The organism is Massilia oculi (assembly GCF_003143515.1).
Classification (GTDB): domain Bacteria; phylum Pseudomonadota; class Gammaproteobacteria; order Burkholderiales; family Burkholderiaceae_D; genus Telluria; species Telluria oculi.
Map to the genome: position 1 here is coordinate 5,222,836 of NZ_CP029343.1, position 16,696 is coordinate 5,239,531.

Here is a 16,696-nt window from a genome sequence, read left to right on the forward strand (position 1 = left end):
TCTTCGTGGAGGATGGCAAGCCCGTGCAAACTCGCCAGGCGGGATTATACGGAGCGCGGGCCGACCCCGAGGCGGTCGTGAGGTAAGATGCCGTCCAATGCGATTCAGCGGGAGAGGAAGTGCGGTATCGGAACCTGTTGTTGTACTGGCTGGCGATCGGCGTCCTCGGGATGCTGGCGTTTCGCGTGCCCTTCATCGGCTTTGCGCTGGGCATCGGCGCGCTGCTGTACTTCGTGTATGCGATTCCCTACTGGCTGCTGTTCGTGGTGTTCTTCCACCAGCGTCCCTACCGCGGCAAGGTGTTCGGCATGACGCGCCGCAGCTTCGCCATCAGGCTCGCCATCGGCGCCGCGGTGGTGTGCGTCGGCAGCCTGCTGCTGGGGTGGAAGGTGCTGGCCTGCCTTGGCGCGGCGGTGCTGTATTACTGCGGCGAGATCGAACTCAAGGACCGGATGATCGCCACGGCGCGCCTGGCCGGTACCGTCCGATGATTGAGCACGCCCTGTCCCTGTCGGCGCCGTACGTACGCCGCCGGACAACACCGGCGTTGTCGATCTGTTTACTTCCATGTTAGATTCCTTGCCGGCAATTGCCGCATCCATCAGCTGCGGCCGCAGATAATCAACTACAAGGAAGACACCCAAGATGCCATCGATCCGCCAGCGCAGCCTGCGCGCCACCATCGCCGCCCTGTTCATCCCCGCCATGCTCGCCGGCGCGTCGCTGCCAGCCGTCGCCGCACCGGCCGCCACCCAGGCCGCCGCCGTCGCCCCCTATAAAGCCTTCGACGCGTGGAGCGACAAGTTTGCCGAGGACTGGGTGCGCCTGAGCCCGCAGCTGGCGACCTCGACCCAGTACTTCAGCGGCGCCGAGCAGGCCAGGCTGGACCGCGAACTGACTCCGCTGACCGCTGCGCACCGCAAGAAGTCGGTCGCCATGGCGCGCGAAGGGCTCAAGCGCCTCGACGGCTTCAAGTCGCAGCCGCTGAACGAGACCCAGAAGATCTCGGCGGCGGTAATGCGCTGGTCGCTGCAGAACGTGATCGCCAACGAGCCGTTCGAAGACCATTCCTTCGTGTTCTCGCAGTTCAGCGGTCCGCAGATCGGACTGGTCAACTTCATGACCAACACCCACCCGATGCGCAATGCCGCCGACGTCGACAGCTACCTGGCCCGTCTGGACCAGGTCGGCACCCGTCTGGACGAGGCGCTGGTGCGCGCCAAGGGGGCGGCTGCCAAGCAGATGATCCCGCCGCGCTTCATCCTCGAGCGCGCCCAGTTCCAGGTCGATCACTTCCTCAAGCCTGCCGCCGCCGAGAACGTGCTGGTGACCACGCTGGCCCAGCGCACCGCCGAGATCAAGGACCTGTCGCCGGAGGCGCGTACGGCCGCCATCGCGCGCGCGACCGGCATCGTCGAACAGAAGATCCGTCCTTCCTACACCCGCGTGCAGGCCTTCATGGCCGAGCTCCATCCGAAGACCGGCGACGTGGCCGGCATCTCGCGCCTGCCGAACGGCGCCGCCGCCTACAAGCGCGCGATCGAGAACTTCACCAGCACCCAGCTGACCGCCGACGAAATCCATACCATCGGCCTGCGCGAAGTGGCGCGCATCGAGGCCGAGATGGACAAGCATCTGCGCTCGCTGGGCCTGGCCGAAGGGAATATCGAGACGCGCATGAAGCAGCTCGACGCGCGCTTCCAGCCGAAGGGCGAGGGCGATCCGCGCCCGGCCATCATCGCCAGCTACAACGAGATGGTGCGCGACGCCGAGCGCAGGAGCGCTTCGCTGTTCAACCTCAAGCCGCGCGCGCCGGTCGACGTGCGCCGCGTGCCGCCGCTGACCGAGCCGTCGGCCGCCGCCCACTACACCCTGCCGGCGCCGGACGGCAGCCGTCCGGGCATCTTCTGGGTGCCGCTGCGCGGCCCGACCTTCGACATGATCCGCATGCGCAGCCTGGCCTACCATGAAGCCGTGCCGGGCCACCACTTCCAGCTCGCCATCCAGCAGGAGATGAGCGACCTGCCGAAGTTCCGCAGCCAGCGCATCTTCAGCGGCGGCAGCGCGCACTCCGAAGGATGGGCGCTGTACACCGAGCGCCTGGCGGTGGAGCAGGGTTGGTATAAGGACGACGTCCCGGGCCTCCTGGGCGCCCTGGGTTCGGAACTGTTCCGCGCCCGCCGTCTGGTGGTCGACACCGGCCTGCACACCAAGGGCTGGACCCGCCAGCAGGCGATCGACTACGGCATCGGCGCGCAGGAAACCGAGCGCTACGTCGTGTGGCCGGGCCAGGCCAACGCCTACATGATCGGCATGCTGCGCATCCTGGAATTGCGCGAGAAAGCACAGAAGGAACTGGGCGACAAATACTCGCTGCCGGCCTTCCATGACCTGGTGCTGGGCGCCGGCTCGGTGCCGCTCGACGTGCTGGGCGAGCTGGTCGATAACTGGATCGCGCAGCAAAAGAAGAGCTGATGTCGGCAGGCATGCGGTGAGGCGCCGCATGCCGTACCGTCGAACAGCGTCCCCGCCATCAGCGGGGACGTTTGCTTTCTGCTACTGGCAAAGGGTTGATGCGAACCCGGTCAAGAGTGTGGCGCGAACGCGAATGATAATGATTATCGTTTACATGTAATGACGTTCTCGGTAGAATCATTGTTTTACTTGCAGTGTTTCACCACATATCACTTCTGAGAGACCGCCTCGCCATGAAAGCAATAAAAAGCCGCAAGCACCCCATCACCCGCAGCCAGCTCGCGGGCACCGCCCTGGCCGCGGCCCTGCTGCCGCTTGGTGCGCACGCAGCCGACGATGCCACCGCTGCCGCCACCGCCACCGCAGCGCCGGCCACCATCGCCCCGCAATCGACCGTCGAAGTCGTCGGCGCCTACGAGAATCCGTTCCGCGCCGAGAACGCCTCGTCGCCCAAGTACACCGAGCGCCTGGTCGACACCGCCCAGACGATCCAGGTGATCAAGAAGGAGCTGTTCGAGCAGCAGGGCGCGCTGACCCTGACCGAGGCGCTGCGCAACACCCCCGGCGTCGGCGCCTTCTTCCTGGGCGAGAACGGCAACACGAATACCGGCGACGCGATCTTCATGCGCGGCTTCGACACCTCCAGCAGCATCTACGTCGACGGCGTGCGCGACATCGGCTCGATCTCGCGCGACGTGTTCAACCTGGAGCAGATCGACGTGCTGAAAGGCCCGGCCGGCACCGACAACGGCCGTAGCGCCCCGACCGGTTCGGTCAACCTGGTGACCAAGAAGGCGAACATGACCGACCTGGTGACCGCCGCGGTTACCGGCGGCAGCGGCGACCAGAAGCGCATTACGGCCGACGTCAACAAGGTGCTGGATGAACAGCGCGGCATCGCCGTGCGCCTGAACGTGCTGGCCCAGGATTCTGGCAGCGCGGCGCGCGACGTCGTCGAGAACAAGCGCTGGGCGGTGGCGCCGAGCATCGGCTTCGGCCTGAACGGCCCGACCCGCGTGCACCTGGACTACCTGCACGTCGACCAGAACAACATCCCGGATGGCGGCGTATTCGTGATCGGCCTGCCCGGCTACACCAGCCCGGACCGTACCCGGCCCTGGGTCGCCGATGCTCCCAAGGTCGACCCGAAGAATTTCTATGGCTCGGTCGACGACTACGACGACGTCAAGGCCGACATGGCCACCGTGCGGATCGAGCACGACTTCTCGCCGACCATGAAGCTGCAGAACACGAGCCGCTACGGCAAGACCAGCCAGGACTACCTGCTGACCGCCTTCCTCACCAGCGCCGCCAACCTGGCGACGCCGGTGCAGGGCGATCCGGGCACCTGGACCCTGGCGCGCAGCATCCGTACCGGCAAGGACCAGGAAAACAAGATCCTCACCAACGTCACGACCCTGACCAGCCAGTTCAACACCGGCGCCGTGTCGCACACCCTGGTGACGGGCCTGGAGATCACCAGCGAACGCCAGACCACCTGGGGCCTGACCGGCCTGGGCACGCTGCCCGCCGCGAACATCTACCACCCCGATCCGAACCAGGCGCCGACCACGCCGGTCAACGTGCGCCGCACCGGCGCCTACAACGAGGGCGAGGTCGACACCCAGAGCGTCTACGTGTTCGACACCGTCAAGGTCGGCGAGCGCTGGATCTTCAATGGCGGCGTGCGCCTCGACCACTTCCGCGGCGATTATTCGGTGGTGGCATTGACCAATAACGTGCTGACCCCGACCCGCTTCAAGGTTGGTGAAAACCTCGTCAACGGCAAGCTGTCGGCGCTGTACAAGCCGACCGCCAACAGCAGCGTGTATGCGATGGTCGCCAGCTCCAAGCAGCCGCCGGGCGGCAGCTTCACCGTATCGGGCAACGCCAACAGCGCCCAGAACCCGATCTACGATCCGCAGAAGACGGTCACCACCGAGGTCGGCGGCAAGCTCGACCTGCTGAAATCGAAGCTGTCGCTGTCGGCCGCGCTGTTCCGCACCGACGTCGAGAACGAGGTCGAGCAGGATCCGGCCGACCTGCAGTACTACCAGACCGGCGAGAAGCGGGTGCAGGGCGTGGAACTGGGCGCCACCGGCGAACTGGCGCCGCACTGGCTGCTCAGCGCCGGCTACCTGTACATGGACACCAGCGTCGAGCGTGGCCGCAACGTCACCGCCGCCGGCGAGAACAGCCTGACCTACACGCCGAAGCAGTCGTTCACCGCCTGGACCTCGTACGACCTGCCATGGGGCCTGCGCATCGGCGGCGGCGCGCGCTTTTCCGACAAGCTGGCGCGCGGCACCGACGGCGCGATCGGCACCCCGGCCTACACCGAGTCGTACTGGGTGTTCGACGCCATGGTCGGCTACAAGGTCAGCAAGAACGTCGACCTGCGGCTGAACGTGTACAACATCGGCGACGAGAAGTACGTCTCGGCCATCAACAAGAGCGGCTACCGGTATACGCCGGGCACGCCGCGCTCGGCCAGCCTGACGGCGAACGTGCGCTTCTGATGCGCTGGCGCCGCCTGAAGCCGGGCGGCGCCTGCTGTATACTCGGAGCCCATGCGCATACAGCTTTTCTCCGACCTGCACCTCGAACGCTATCCCGGCTTCCAGCCGCACATCCTGCCGGACACCGACGTCGTGGTGCTGGCCGGCGACATCGGCTCCTACCAGCCCGGCTCGCGCCTGGAAACCCAGGATTTCGGACTCGAGCGCTTCTCTCCCGCGTTGCCGGCGCTGGCCGGCAAGCGGATGCTGTTCATTCCCGGTAACCACGAATTCGATTCGCTCGACCACGACGCCACCCATGCGCGGCTGCGCGCCATCTGCGAACGGCTCGGCATCGTCTGGCTTGACCGTGAGATCGTCGTCATCGATCACGTGCGCTTCATCGGCACCACCTTGTGGAGCGACTTCGATGCCCTGGCGCTGCGCGACACCGACCTCACCAAACAGATGCAGCAGCGTAGCAAGGCATTCCGCGCGGCGAATTACTACCTGAGCAAGAACACGACGCTGAAGGATGGCGAGCAGGTGCTGGCCGAGGGCATCCGCGCCATGTCGCTCGATTGCCAGGTCTGGTTGCGCGCGGCGCTGGCCACGCCCTTCGACGGCAAGACGGCGGTGGTCACCCATTTCGCGCCGAGCCTGATGAGCGCCGATCCGCGCTACGGCCTCACGCCCGGCACGGCGGGCTTCTGCAATGCGCTCGACGGCCTGTTCAAGCACGCGCAGCTGTGGATGCACGGCCACCTGCACTGCCTGAACGATTACGTGGTCGAGGGCCGCGACGGCCCCCACTCCTGGTCGTGCCGCGTGGTGGCCAACCCGCTGGGCTACCTGAGCAAGGGCGAGCAGGAGGCCTTTCGTCCCGAGCTCGTGATCGAGCTGTAAGCACGACTACTGCGTCGCCTCGTCGGCTGACGAGAAGGTGCCCATCAAGGCCTCGATTCCATCCGCCGCCTCGGGCGGATGTTCCTGTTCCGCATACTCCGCATACACCCAGTCGCCGCCGGCGCGCGCCACGCCGTCCGGCGGCAGCGGCTCATGCTGCGGCGTCTTCGCCAGCGCGACGCGCATGAAATCGACCCACATCGGCAGCGCCAGGGTCGAGCCGAATTCGCGGCCGCCAAGCGAGCGCGGCTCGTCATAACCCATCCAGGCCACCGCCGCCACCTGCCCGCCATAGCCGGCGAACCAGCCGTCGACCGCATTGCTGGTGGTGCCGGTCTTGCCGGCCAGGTCGACTCGTTGCAACTGGCGCGAGGCCGCCGCCGCGGTGCCGACACGGGTGACGTCGCGCAGCATGCTGTCGACGATGAAGGCGTTGCGCTCGTCGAGCACCCGCGCGCTTGCCTGGCGTGGCGCCGGCGCCGCCTGCTCGAGCAGCACCGTGCCGTCGCCATCCTGGATGCGCGCGATCAGCCACGGTTCCACCCGGTAGCCGCCGTTGGCCAGCACCGCGTAGGCGCCGGCCATCTGCAGCGGCGTGACGGCGCCCGTGCCCAGGCCGAGCGTCAGGTTGCGCGGCTGGCGGGCGGCGTCGAAGCCGAAGCGCGCCAGATGCTCGCGGGCGTAGTCGACGTCCAGCGCGCGCAGCATGCGAACGGTCGGCACATTGCGTGAGCGCGACAGCGCGTGGCGCACCGTGACGGGGCCCTCGAACACATTGTCGTCGTTGCGCGGCGACCAGTTGGCATACGCCTTCTCGGCGCTGAAGTCGAGCGGCTCGTCGAGGATTTGCGTACCGGGAAAGAAACCGCGCTCCAGGCCGGCGGAATAGACGAAGGGCTTGATGCTCGATCCCGGCTGGCGCCAGGCCTGCGTCACGTGGTTGAACTTGTGGACCGAATAATCGAAGCCGCCGACCAGCGCGCGGTAGGCGCCGGTCCCCGTGTCGAGCGCCACGAAGGCGGCGGCCACCTCGGGCAGCTGGGCGATCGACGGGGCGCCGTCGGCGGCCCTGGCAAGCCGGATGACGGCGCCGGGCGCCAGCTTCGTCGCGGACCTGGCCTTGCTTGAGAGGGCGCCGGCGGCAAAGCCGAGCCCCGGGCCGGTGATCTCGACCGCGTCGCCGTTGGCGAGCTGGGCGCGCACCCGTTTGGGCGATGCGGCGACGATCACCGCGGGCACCAGACCGTCAACCGCAGGGCGTTTCTGCAGGGCCACCGCGATGGCGTCCTCTCGTTCTGCGGTGTCGGCCGGCAGCGCGATGCGCGCTTCCGGGCCGCGGTAGCCGTGGCGGCGGTCGTAGGCGAGCACGTTGCGGCGCACCGATTCATAGGCCGCATCCTGCTCGGCGGCCACGATGGTGGTGGTGACCGTGATGCCGCGTTCGTAGGCCGCCTGGCCGTAGCGGGCGTGCACGGCCTGGCGCGCGATCTCGGCGACCCAGGCCGCGCGCGGATTCAGCGTGGCGCCATAGCTGCGCACCTGCAGGCGTTCGGCCACGGCGCGGCGGTACTGGGCTTCGGTGATCATCGCCAGTTCGCGCATGCGCCTGAGCACCACCTGCTGGCGCTTCCTGGCCGCCTGGGGATTGGACACCGGGTTGCTGCTGGAGGGGTTCTGCGGCAGGCCGGCCAGCATCGCGATCTCGGCCAGGGAGAGTTCCGGCAGCGGCTTGCCGAAGTAGGTGCGCGCCGCGCTGGCGAAGCCGTAGGCGCGCTGGCCGAGATAGATCTGGTTCAGGTAGACCTCGAGGATCTGGTCCTTGGAGAGCGCCTTTTCGATCTTCCAGGCGAGGGCGACTTCAAGCAGCTTGCGCGGCATTGTCTTGTCGCGCGACAGAAAGAAGTTGCGCGCGACCTGCATCGTGATGGTGGACGCGCCCTGGCTGCCGAAGTCGCCGATATTGGCCTTGGCCGCACCAAGCGCGCGGATCCAGTCGACCCCGCCGTGCTCGTAGAAGCGGGTGTCCTCGATCGCCAGCACGGCCGACTTGAGCAGCGCCGGCACCTTGGCGATCGCGACGAACTCGCGCCGCTCGGCGCCGAATTCGCCGATCAGGACCTTGTCGGCGGTGTACACACGCAGCGGGATCTTCGGGCGATAGTCGGTGACGGCCTTGATGTCGGGGACGTCCGGCAGGATGGAGGCGCCGGCCACGTGCGGGGTGGTCGCGAGCAGCAGGGTGGAGAAGAGGATGACGAGGGAGCGACGTGGTTTCATGGCGTTTTTCGTGGACGGTTGGTCGAACGCGGCCGATCTTACGGTCGCGCTGCGGCCGGGTCATGTGAAAAGCCCGAGGTAGCGCGACGTGCCCCGGCGCGGCGCGGCTGGCGCTCCCTTGGCTTGCCGTGGCGGCGCAGCCGGCCTTGCGCAAGTGGCCGGCGCTACCCGTGAAGCGGGCAACTGCGCAACGACAGCGTAGAATGGCCGGGGTGCGATGGCCGGTTCGGCCTTCGCTTGCCACGTTCATTCTTGTCCATCCAATCGTATGATTTTTCCGCCACCCCCACCCCTCACGTGCCTGCGCCGTCAGGCAGCTCTCCTGATGCTGGCTTGCGGCGCCCAGTTCGCCCACGCCGATGACGGCGACGCCATCAATCCCGATCGCCCCAACGTCGCCAACTCCAGCCAGGTGGTCGGGGACGGCCGCCTGCAGCTCGAGATTGGCGTCAACTGGGATCGCCAGCGCAACGACGACCTGCACGTGCGCAGCTTGAGCACGCCGGCGCTGCTGCGTATCGGCGTGGGCGACACGACCGAACTGCGCGTCGAGACCGAGGGCCGCAGCATCGAGCACGAGCGCGATCCGGCTACCCGTGCGCACACCACGACTGCGGGCTGGAATGCCGCGTCGGTCGGGTTCAAGCGGCGCTTTGCCGACGGGGAGGGAGTGCATCCGGCCCTGGGGCTGATCGGCACAGTGGCGCTGCCAAGCGGTAGTTCGGCGCTGCGGGTCAAGGGCGTCCTGCCCCAACTGGTGCTGGCGGCCGAGTGGGAGCTGCCGAAAGGCTGGTCGTTGGCCGTGACGCCGGGCGTCGGAGCCGACGTGGACGATGAAGGCGCGCGCTACCGCTACGGCATCCTGGCGGCGTCGCTGGGCAAGAAATTCACCGAACGCCTCCAGGGATTCCTCGAAGTGGCGGCGCCGCAGATCGCTTCCGCATCGCATGGCGGCGATCGGGTGCAGGCAGACGCCGGCGTGAGCTGGCGACTGAACAGGAACTGCCAGGTCGATGCGATGGTGGTGCGTGGGCTGAATGGACATACGCCCGATCTGGGCCTGGCGTTCGGGCTGTCGGTGCGGCGCTGAACCCGGAGCGCCCGACATGCGCACTGCCTATGAGGCGGATGCCTGATTTCAGGCGCTTAATGCGTGTCCCGGTGCGCGGAGGCGCATGAGATGACGCCCGCCATCAGCAAGGCCAGCGCAGCCGTCTCGAACCCGGTCGGCCAGCGCGCTTCCCACAAAAAGCCATACAGGGCCGCGAAGATCGTCTCGAACACGATCATCTGGCCCATCAGGCTCAGGGGCAGCGCGCGGCTGGCGTGGTTCCACAGGGCGTTGCCGACCACCGAGCACAGGATGGCGACCGCGCTGACCAGCGCGCCGAACTCCAGCCAGGCCGGCAGGGTATGCTGGCCCGGCGCCAGCACGAAGGCCGGCACCGCCAGCGCCAGCGCCATCAGCCCGGTCACCACGCCCACCAGCAGATTCCACTCATGCGACGAAATCCCCTCGATGCGCGCCAGCCAGCGGCTGTTGTGCACCGCGAAGATGGTCCACGACACCAGCGCGCCGAAGGCGCAGGCCAGGCCGGCCAGCGAGCCGGGCCCGGACGCCGACAGCGACTCCCAGCCGATGCAGGCGAGACCCGCGCCGCTCAGCAGGAGTGACGGCAACAGACGGCGCAGCGGCACGGCATGACGGTCGCGCGATCCCACCAGGGTGACCGCGATCGGCAGCAGGCCGATCACGATCGAGGCCATGGCGACGCCGCCCAGCTGCACCGCATTGGCGAGGAACAGGTAATAGACGATGTTGCCGGTGAGGCTGAGCCAGATCAGGGTGCGCCAGGCCGGCCAGCCGAGGTGGCGGCGCAGCCGTCCCAGGCTCGGGGCGATCAGGATGGCGGCGACCAGGCCATAGGCCAGGTAGCGTCCGGCCGAGAGCTGGATCGGCGGGAATTTGGGCGCCAGTTCCGGGGCCAGGAAGACCAGGCCCCAGAGCGCGCCGGCGGCGATCCCGGCGCCGATGCCGGGCAGGGTGGAGCGGGACAGGCCGCCCGCGCCAGTAGCGGTGTACATGATGAATCTCCTTTTGAGTGGAGATTTTCTGATGTGGACATGCGCCCGGTCTTGGCCGGGACTACTGCGGTTTTGGCGGATTCTCCCGAGCTGCGCGCCGACACGCGGCGGGCGTGGTATCGAGCACCCGGCGCATCGCCCGCGTCAGGCTGGCCTGGTCCGAGAAGCCGCAGGCGAGGGCGATGTCGGCCACGCTGCGCGCGCTGTGGGTCAGCAGGCCGCGTGCACGGTCGAGGCGGCAGTTCAGCAACCAGGCATGCGGTGTGCTGTCCAGTTCTTCGCGAAACAGCGCGTGCAGGCGGCTGACGCTCAGGTTGGCGGCGCGCGCCATCGATTCGGTGCTCCAGGCCAGTCCGGGCGCGGCCTCGATGCGCGCCAGCAGAGCGGCCAGGCGCGAGGTGGCGCGCGGCGCGTCCAGGCTCAGGGTGTCGAGCAGCAGCGGCACCCAGCCCCGCACCAGCGAATGGGGCGGGGCGGACTCCCGGGCCATCAGTCCCATGAACTCGACCAGCTTGCGCGGGGCGGGGCCGAGGGTGACGAAGGGCTGTTCCAGCAGGCGCTGCCAGGGGCCGTTGTCGAAGGCGGCGCCGTCGAGGTCGACGATCAGGGAGCCGTTCGCGCCCGGGCTCGATTGCGCATGCCAGGCGCCAGGCGCGACCAGCGCGCCATGCAGGGGATCGAGCCGGCCGCGCCGCTCCTCGATGTCGAGCATGACTTCGCCGTGCACCGGCAGCACCAGCTGGGCGAAGTCATGGCGGTCGCCCCAGTGCACGCGGTCGTAGCTGCGCAGGTGCAGGTCGGGCGTCATGCCGTATCAGGCCATCGGGCTGCACGCATCGGTGCCGGCCGCCAGCGCCTTCAGCTTGACCGGATCGAGCAGGGTCACTTCGCGCTTGTCGACCTCGAGCCAGCCCTGCTTTTTGAAACGCGACAGCAGGCGGCTGATGCTCTCGATGGTCAGGCCCAGGTAGTTGCCGATGTCTTCGCGCGACATGCGCAGCTGGAAGCGGTTGGCGGAATAGCCACGGGTGGCATAGCGCGCCGACAGATTGACCAGGAACACGGCGAAGCGCTGCTCGGCGCGCATATTGCCGAGCAGGAGCATGACGTTCTGCTCGCGCGTGATTTCCTGGCTCATGATGCGGTGGAAGTGGCGCAGCAGGGTCGGCACTTCGCCGAACAGGTCTTCCAGGCGCGCGAACGGGATCTCGCACACCTCGGAATCTTCCAGCGCCACCGCGTCGCAATGGTGGGTGCCGCTGATCGCGTCCATGCCCAGCAGCTCGCCGGCCATCTGGAAGCCGGTGATCTGCGCTTCACCGGCGGCGTTCACCTGGTAGGTCTTGAAGTGCCCGAAGCGCACCGCATACAGGTTGCGGAACGGCTCGCCCACGCCGTACAGGCGCTCGTCGCGCTCCATGCGGCGGCGACGGCCGATGATCTTGTCCAGGCGGTCGATCTCGGCGTCTTCCAGTCCCATCGGCAGGCACAGCTGGTGCATGCTGCACTGGCCGCAGGACTTGAGCGCGTGGATATTGAGAGGCGGCCCGGATTGCCGGGACAGGGAGTGGCTCATGAGGGATCGTCGCTTGGTTCGGTTACAGCGGGATTATAGACGTGTTGAGACGTTTATCTCGGCAAACTGATGCCATTTATTTGCGTATAAGAAATATTTCGTTGCGTTACAGTCCGTCGGCGCCCTGGGCTACCCCGGCTGCATCGGTTGGCCGTGCGGGCAACTGTGCGCACGCGATATGCTGCGAGGTCTACACTCCCCCATATAAATTGAACAACTGGAGTGTTCCCCAGTGTCATCGACAAGCACGAGCCTACCCGATCGCAGCGCCATTGCCACCGTCATCGTGCGCCCGGAGATGCCGCCGGGAGCAGAAGACCAGGCCAGGGCGGACCTGTATGCCTTGCTCTCCCGCCTGCTGCTGGCCGCGCCCGACGCCGCGCTGCTCGATGCGCTCGCGTCCAGCGATCCCATCCTGGCCGAGGGCGGTGACCCGGCGCTCGAACGCGCCTGGGACCAGTTGACCGTGGCGTCCGGCGTCATGGATGCCCAGGTCGTCCACGATGAATTCAGCGCGCTGTTCGTCAGCATCGGCACGCCGCCGGTCGACCCGTACGGCTCGCGCTACCTGGCCGGCTACATGAACGACACGCCGCTCGCGCAGTTGCGCGCAGACCTGGCCCGGCTCGGCCTGGCGCGCATCCGGGGCAGGGGAGAGTTCGAGGACCACCTCGGCGCGCTGTGCGAGACGATGCGCGTGCTGGTGGCCGGCGCACCCGGCGTCCGGCGCCAGCCGCTGGCGGTGCAGCGGCACTTCTTCGAGGTCCACGTCGGCAGCTGGTGCATGCGCGCGCTGGACGACATCGCCGGTGCCGAAGGCGCCAATTACTACCGCCTGGTCGCGCGCTTCGCCCAGGCATTCCTGGCAATCGAGGCGGAAAGCTTTGGAGTAGGAGAGGAAACCGATGAGCAAGCATGATCCACAAGTCCATGACCGGCCCGACCCGGCGCGTCGCGGCTTCCTGAAAGCCGCGCCGCTGGGCGCGCTGGTGGTGGCCGCCGCCGCCCCGGCGGCCGCTGCGCCCGAGGCCGCCCCGGCCGCGCCGGACCCCAAGGCCAAGCGCGGCTACCACGAGACGGATCACATCCGCCGTTACTACGAGACCGCCGCCTACTGGTAGGCAAGCAGAGGAATCCCCATGTCACTGGTCAAGTCCACGCGCGACAACGCCTTGAAACGGCGCCGCTTCCTGGTCGGCGCCGGCGTCGCCGCCGGCGCCGGCGCCCTGGCGCGCCAACTGCCGCTGAACGTGATCGAACCGGCACAGGCCGATCCGGTCGCGGAGTCCCCGGTGCCCACCGAGGTCAAGCGGACGGTATGCAGCCACTGCTCGGTCGGCTGCTCGGTCGATGCCGTCGTCGCCAACGGCGTCTGGGTGCGGCAAGAGGCCGCCTTCGATTCGCCGATCAATATGGGCGCCCATTGCGCGAAGGGCGCCTCGGTGCGCGAGCACGCCTTCGGCGAGCACCGCCTGCGCTATCCGATGAAGCTGGTCAATGGCAAATACCAGCGCATCTCCTGGGACCAGGCGATCGACGAGATCGGTGACAAGCTCCTGCAACTGCGCAAGGAAGCCGGGCCCGATGCGCTGATGGTGATCGGCAGCTCCAAGCACAACAACGAGCAGGCCTATCTGCTGCGCAAATGGGTATCGTTCTTCGGCACCAACAACTGCGACCACCAGGCCCGCATCTGTCACTCGACCACCGTTGCCGGCGTGGCCCAGACCTTCGGCTACGGGGCGATGACCAACTCGTTCAATGACCTGCACCACAGCAAGGCGGTGCTGTTCATCGGCTCCAACCCGGCCGAGGCGCACCCGATCTCGATGCTGCACTTCCTGCACGCCAAGGAGCTGGGCGCCAAGATGATCGTCATCGATCCGCGCTTCACACGCACGGCGCGCTTCGCCGACCACTATGTGCGCGTGCGGCCCGGCACCGACATCCCGCTGGTGTGGGGCATCCTGTGGCATATCTTCCATAACGGCTGGGAAGACAAGAAGTTCATCGAAGAGCGCACCTGGGGCATGGAGGACGTGCGCGCCGAAGTCATGAAATGGACGCCAGATAAAGTGTCGGACGTCACAGGTGTACCGGAATCGGCGGTGCGCATGGCGGCCGAGATGCTGGCCACCAACCGTCCATCGTCCGTGGTCTGGTGCATGGGCATCACCCAGCACCACGTCGGTACCGCCAATGTGCGCGCGCTGTCGATCCTGCAACTGGCGCTGGGCAATATCGGCATTCCCGGCGGCGGCGCCAATATCTACCGTGGCCACGACAACGTCCAGGGCGCCACCGACGTCGGCCCCAACGGCGATTCGCTGCCCGGCTACTATGGCCTGGCCGAAGGCGCCTGGAAGCATTTCGCCGCGGTCTGGGGCGTCGACTACGAGTGGATCAAGTCGCGCTTCGGCTCCAAGGAGCTGATGGAAAAGCCCGGCATCACGGTGTCGCGCTGGTTCGATGCGGTCAACGAGGAAAACCAGTTCATCGACCAGCCGAGCAATCTGCGCGCCGTGTTCTACTGGGGCCACGCGCCGAACAGCCAGACCCGCCTGCCGGACATGAAGGCGGCGATGCAAAAGCTCGACATGATGGTGGTGATCGACCCCTATCCGAGCATGACGGCGGCGATGCATGGCCGCAGCGACGGCGTCTACCTGTTGCCGGCCGCCTCGCAGTTCGAGACCCAGGGCTCGTGCACGGCCTCCAACCGCTCGATCCAGTGGCGCGAACGGGTGATCCAGCCGCTGTTCGAGTGCAAGACCGACCACGAGATCATGTACCTGTTCGCGCGCAAGCTGGGCTTCGCCGACGAACTGGTGAAGAACATCAAGGTGGTGCACAACGAGCCGGTGGTCGAGGACATCCTGCGCGAGATCAACCGCTCGTGCTGGACCATCGGCTACACGGGCTGCTCGCCCGAGCGGCTCAAGCTGCACATGGAAAACAAGCACACGTTCAACCCGACGACCCTGCGCGCCGATTCCGGCCCGTGCAAGGGCGACTACTACGGCTTGCCGTGGCCCTGCTGGGGCACGCCGGAGATGAAGCATCCCGGCACGCCGATCCTGTACGACCTCAACAAGAGCGTGGCCGAGGGCGGGCTGCCGTTCCGCGCCAACTGGGGCGTCGAGCACAACGGTTCGAGCCTGCTGGCGGCCGACGGCTCGACCACCAGGCACAGCGAGCTGGACTTCGGCTACCCCGAGTTCGACCACGTGTTCCTGAAAAAACTGGGCTGGTGGGCCGAGCTGACCCCGGCCGAGCAAGCCATGGCCGAGGGCAAGAACTGGAAGACCGACCTGTCGGGCGGCATCATCCGGGTCGTCATCGCTCATGGCTGCGCACCGTTCGGCAATGCGCGGGCGCGCTGCAACGTCTGGAACTTCCCCGATCCGGTACCGGTCCACCGCGAGCCGCTGGCCACGCCGCGGCGCGACCTGGTGGCCCAGTACCCGACCTACGACGACAAGGCCAACCACTGGCGCCTGCCGACGCTGTTCAAATCGGTGCAGGCGGTCGACTATTCGAAGGACTTCCCGCTGATCATGACCTCCGGCCGCCTGGTCGAGTACGAGGGCGGCGGCGAGGAGACACGTTCGAACCCCTGGCTGGCCGAGCTGCAGCAAAACATGTTCGTCGAAATCAACCCGCGCGACGCGGTCCAGATCGGCGCCAGGCTGGGCGAATACGTGTGGCTCGAGACCCCGACCGGCGCGCGCATGAAGATGATGGCGATGGTCACCGAGCGGGTGCCGGTGGGGCTGGTGTGGGCGCCGTTCCACTTCGGCGGCTGGTGGATGGGCGAAGACCTGGAGCGCCACTATCCCGAACATGGGGCGCCGATCGTGCGCGGCGAGGCCATCAATACCGGCTGGACCTATGGCTACGACGCCGTGACCATGATGCAGGAAACCAAGGTGTCGCTGTGCCGCGTGGTGCGCGCCTGAGCTGACGAAGGAGACCGACATGCCAGCAAGAATGAAATTTATCTGCGACACGGAGCGCTGCATCGACTGCAACGGCTGCGTGACCGCCTGCAAGAACGAGCACGAACTGGCCTGGGGCATCAACCGGCGCCGGGTGGTGACGATCAACGACGGCATCCCGGGCGAGCGCTCGGTGTCGGTCGCCTGCATGCATTGCACCGACGCGCCGTGCCTGGCCGTGTGTCCGACCAACTGCATCTACCACACCGAGGACGGCATCGTCCTGCACAGCAAGGACCAGTGCATCGGCTGCGGCTACTGTTATTACGCCTGTCCGTTCGGCGCGCCGCAATTCCCCGAGACGGGCCTGTTCAACCACCGCGGCAAGATGGACAAGTGCACCTTCTGCGCCGGCGGTCCGGAACCGGACACCTCGGAAGCCGAGTTCAAGAAGTATGGCCGCAACCGCATCGCCGAAGGCAAGCTCCCGGCCTGCGCCGAGCAGTGCGGCACCAAGGCGCTGCTGGGCGGCGACGCCAACATCATCGCCGACATCTATCGCCAGCGGGTCGAGACGCGTGGTTACGGTCCGCAGCTGTGGGGCTGGAAGATCGCCTACGGCAAGCCCAAGCGCGGCGGCGAGTACAAGGCCAAGGGCGACTCTCCGCGCGTCAACCAGGACGTGCGCGATTCGCAGAACCATTCCGGGAGGTTCCCGACATGAAGCTCATCAAGCCATGCGCACTGATCCTGCCGGCGCTGCTGCTGGCCGGCTGCCTCGAAGTGGACCAGCATCCGCCATGGCTCCATGGCGAATACGCCGGCAAGAAGGACGACCGCCATTATCACCGCCGCTTCCACGACGACCGCCTGGCCTGGTGGGCCACGGTCGAGAACCGCAACGGCAAGCAGAACGAATACAACCGGGCCAATCCCTGAGG

The 16,696-nt window shown here is 67.2% G+C and carries 14 protein-coding genes; 10 read left to right on the forward strand and 4 right to left on the reverse strand.

Going from position 1 to position 16,696, the window contains the following annotated elements:
• Nucleotides 1–119 precede the first annotated feature (119 nt).
• From DIR46_RS23500 to DIR46_RS23515, 4 genes are all read left to right on the forward strand, one after another.
• A complete protein-coding gene (locus tag DIR46_RS23500; RefSeq protein ID WP_162819610.1) occupies nucleotides 120–491 on the forward strand; it encodes a hypothetical protein in 372 nt (123 codons plus the stop codon).
• A gap of 154 nt (nucleotides 492–645) precedes the next feature.
• Nucleotides 646–2,475 (forward strand): DUF885 domain-containing protein, encoded by a 1,830-nt coding sequence (locus DIR46_RS23505; protein ID WP_109347392.1) that lies wholly within the window; start codon nucleotides 646–648, stop codon nucleotides 2,473–2,475.
• Between the two features lie 233 nt (nucleotides 2,476–2,708).
• Nucleotides 2,709–4,994, forward strand: a complete 2,286-nt coding sequence (locus DIR46_RS23510; protein ID WP_109347393.1) for a catecholate siderophore receptor Fiu — start codon at nucleotides 2,709–2,711, stop codon at nucleotides 4,992–4,994.
• A gap of 51 nt (nucleotides 4,995–5,045) precedes the next feature.
• Nucleotides 5,046–5,879: a metallophosphoesterase gene (locus DIR46_RS23515; RefSeq protein ID WP_109347394.1), complete on the forward strand. Its 834-nt coding sequence runs from the start codon at nucleotides 5,046–5,048 to the stop codon at nucleotides 5,877–5,879.
• 6 nt (nucleotides 5,880–5,885) lie between these two features.
• Here DIR46_RS23515 and DIR46_RS23520 read toward each other — a convergent pair whose 3' ends face one another.
• Complete coding sequence (locus DIR46_RS23520) at nucleotides 5,886–8,156, reverse strand: penicillin-binding protein 1A (RefSeq protein ID WP_109347395.1); 2,271 nt, start codon at nucleotides 8,154–8,156, stop codon at nucleotides 5,886–5,888.
• A 325-nt stretch (nucleotides 8,157–8,481) separates the two neighbouring features.
• Between DIR46_RS23520 and DIR46_RS23525 the strand changes: the two genes are divergently transcribed.
• The gene (locus tag DIR46_RS23525) at nucleotides 8,482–9,246 is read left to right on the forward strand and encodes a transporter (RefSeq protein ID WP_162819611.1); all 765 of its coding nucleotides are present in this window, start codon (nucleotides 8,482–8,484) and stop codon (nucleotides 9,244–9,246) included.
• 56 nt (nucleotides 9,247–9,302) lie between these two features.
• Here DIR46_RS23525 and DIR46_RS23530 read toward each other — a convergent pair whose 3' ends face one another.
• From DIR46_RS23530 to fnr, 3 genes are all read right to left on the reverse strand, one after another.
• A complete protein-coding gene (locus tag DIR46_RS23530) occupies nucleotides 9,303–10,241 on the reverse strand; it encodes a DMT family transporter (protein ID WP_109347397.1) in 939 nt (312 codons plus the stop codon).
• A 61-nt stretch (nucleotides 10,242–10,302) separates the two neighbouring features.
• Complete coding sequence (locus DIR46_RS23535; RefSeq protein ID WP_109347398.1) at nucleotides 10,303–11,049, reverse strand: AraC family transcriptional regulator; 747 nt, start codon at nucleotides 11,047–11,049, stop codon at nucleotides 10,303–10,305.
• 6 nt (nucleotides 11,050–11,055) lie between these two features.
• The gene (gene fnr / locus DIR46_RS23540; protein WP_109347399.1) at nucleotides 11,056–11,817 is read right to left on the reverse strand and encodes a fumarate/nitrate reduction transcriptional regulator Fnr; all 762 of its coding nucleotides are present in this window, start codon (nucleotides 11,815–11,817) and stop codon (nucleotides 11,056–11,058) included.
• Between the two features lie 232 nt (nucleotides 11,818–12,049).
• Here fnr and DIR46_RS23545 point away from each other — a divergent pair, with 232 nt between their 5' ends.
• The 5 genes from DIR46_RS23545 to DIR46_RS23565 are packed head-to-tail and all read left to right on the forward strand — an operon-like array spanning nucleotide 12,050 to nucleotide 16,694.
• Nucleotides 12,050–12,736: a TorD/DmsD family molecular chaperone gene (locus DIR46_RS23545; RefSeq protein WP_229446382.1), complete on the forward strand. Its 687-nt coding sequence runs from the start codon at nucleotides 12,050–12,052 to the stop codon at nucleotides 12,734–12,736.
• Nucleotides 12,723–12,938 carry a formate dehydrogenase gene (locus DIR46_RS23550; RefSeq protein WP_109347401.1) on the forward strand — a complete coding sequence of 72 codons (216 nt, stop codon included), beginning with the start codon at nucleotides 12,723–12,725 and terminating at the stop codon, nucleotides 12,936–12,938. The genes DIR46_RS23545 and DIR46_RS23550 overlap by 14 nt, the downstream gene beginning before the upstream one ends.
• An 18-nt stretch (nucleotides 12,939–12,956) precedes the next feature.
• On the forward strand, nucleotides 12,957–15,776 hold the full coding sequence (locus DIR46_RS23555) for a formate dehydrogenase subunit alpha (RefSeq protein ID WP_109347402.1): 2,820 nt from the start codon (nucleotides 12,957–12,959) through the stop codon (nucleotides 15,774–15,776).
• 19 nt (nucleotides 15,777–15,795) lie between these two features.
• Nucleotides 15,796–16,479: a formate dehydrogenase FDH3 subunit beta gene (gene fdh3B, locus DIR46_RS23560; RefSeq protein WP_205289032.1), complete on the forward strand. Its 684-nt coding sequence runs from the start codon at nucleotides 15,796–15,798 to the stop codon at nucleotides 16,477–16,479.
• A complete protein-coding gene (locus tag DIR46_RS23565) occupies nucleotides 16,476–16,694 on the forward strand; it encodes a hypothetical protein (protein ID WP_109347404.1) in 219 nt (72 codons plus the stop codon). Before fdh3B ends, DIR46_RS23565 begins: the two co-directional genes overlap by 4 nt.
• Nucleotides 16,695–16,696 lie beyond the last annotated feature (2 nt).

Bases quoted from the DNA above. Each gene is read 5' to 3' on its own strand.
- DIR46_RS23505 (WP_109347392.1), top strand. From the start codon at position 646: ATGCCATCGATCCGCCAGCGCAGCCTGCGCGCCACCATCGCCGCCCTG.
- DIR46_RS23510 (WP_109347393.1), top strand. From the start codon at position 2,709: ATGAAAGCAATAAAAAGCCGCAAGCACCCCATCACCCGCAGCCAGCTC.
- DIR46_RS23515 (WP_109347394.1), top strand. From the start codon at position 5,046: ATGCGCATACAGCTTTTCTCCGACCTGCACCTCGAACGCTATCCCGGC.
- DIR46_RS23520 (WP_109347395.1), bottom strand. From the start codon at position 8,156: ATGAAACCACGTCGCTCCCTCGTCATCCTCTTCTCCACCCTGCTGCTC.
- DIR46_RS23525 (WP_162819611.1), top strand. From the start codon at position 8,482: ATGCTGGCTTGCGGCGCCCAGTTCGCCCACGCCGATGACGGCGACGCC.
- DIR46_RS23530 (WP_109347397.1), bottom strand. From the start codon at position 10,241: ATGTACACCGCTACTGGCGCGGGCGGCCTGTCCCGCTCCACCCTGCCC.
- DIR46_RS23535 (WP_109347398.1), bottom strand. From the start codon at position 11,049: ATGACGCCCGACCTGCACCTGCGCAGCTACGACCGCGTGCACTGGGGC.
- fnr (WP_109347399.1), bottom strand. From the start codon at position 11,817: ATGAGCCACTCCCTGTCCCGGCAATCCGGGCCGCCTCTCAATATCCAC.
- DIR46_RS23550 (WP_109347401.1), top strand. From the start codon at position 12,723: ATGAGCAAGCATGATCCACAAGTCCATGACCGGCCCGACCCGGCGCGT.
- DIR46_RS23555 (WP_109347402.1), top strand. From the start codon at position 12,957: ATGTCACTGGTCAAGTCCACGCGCGACAACGCCTTGAAACGGCGCCGC.
- fdh3B (WP_205289032.1), top strand. From the start codon at position 15,796: ATGCCAGCAAGAATGAAATTTATCTGCGACACGGAGCGCTGCATCGAC.
- DIR46_RS23565 (WP_109347404.1), top strand. From the start codon at position 16,476: ATGAAGCTCATCAAGCCATGCGCACTGATCCTGCCGGCGCTGCTGCTG.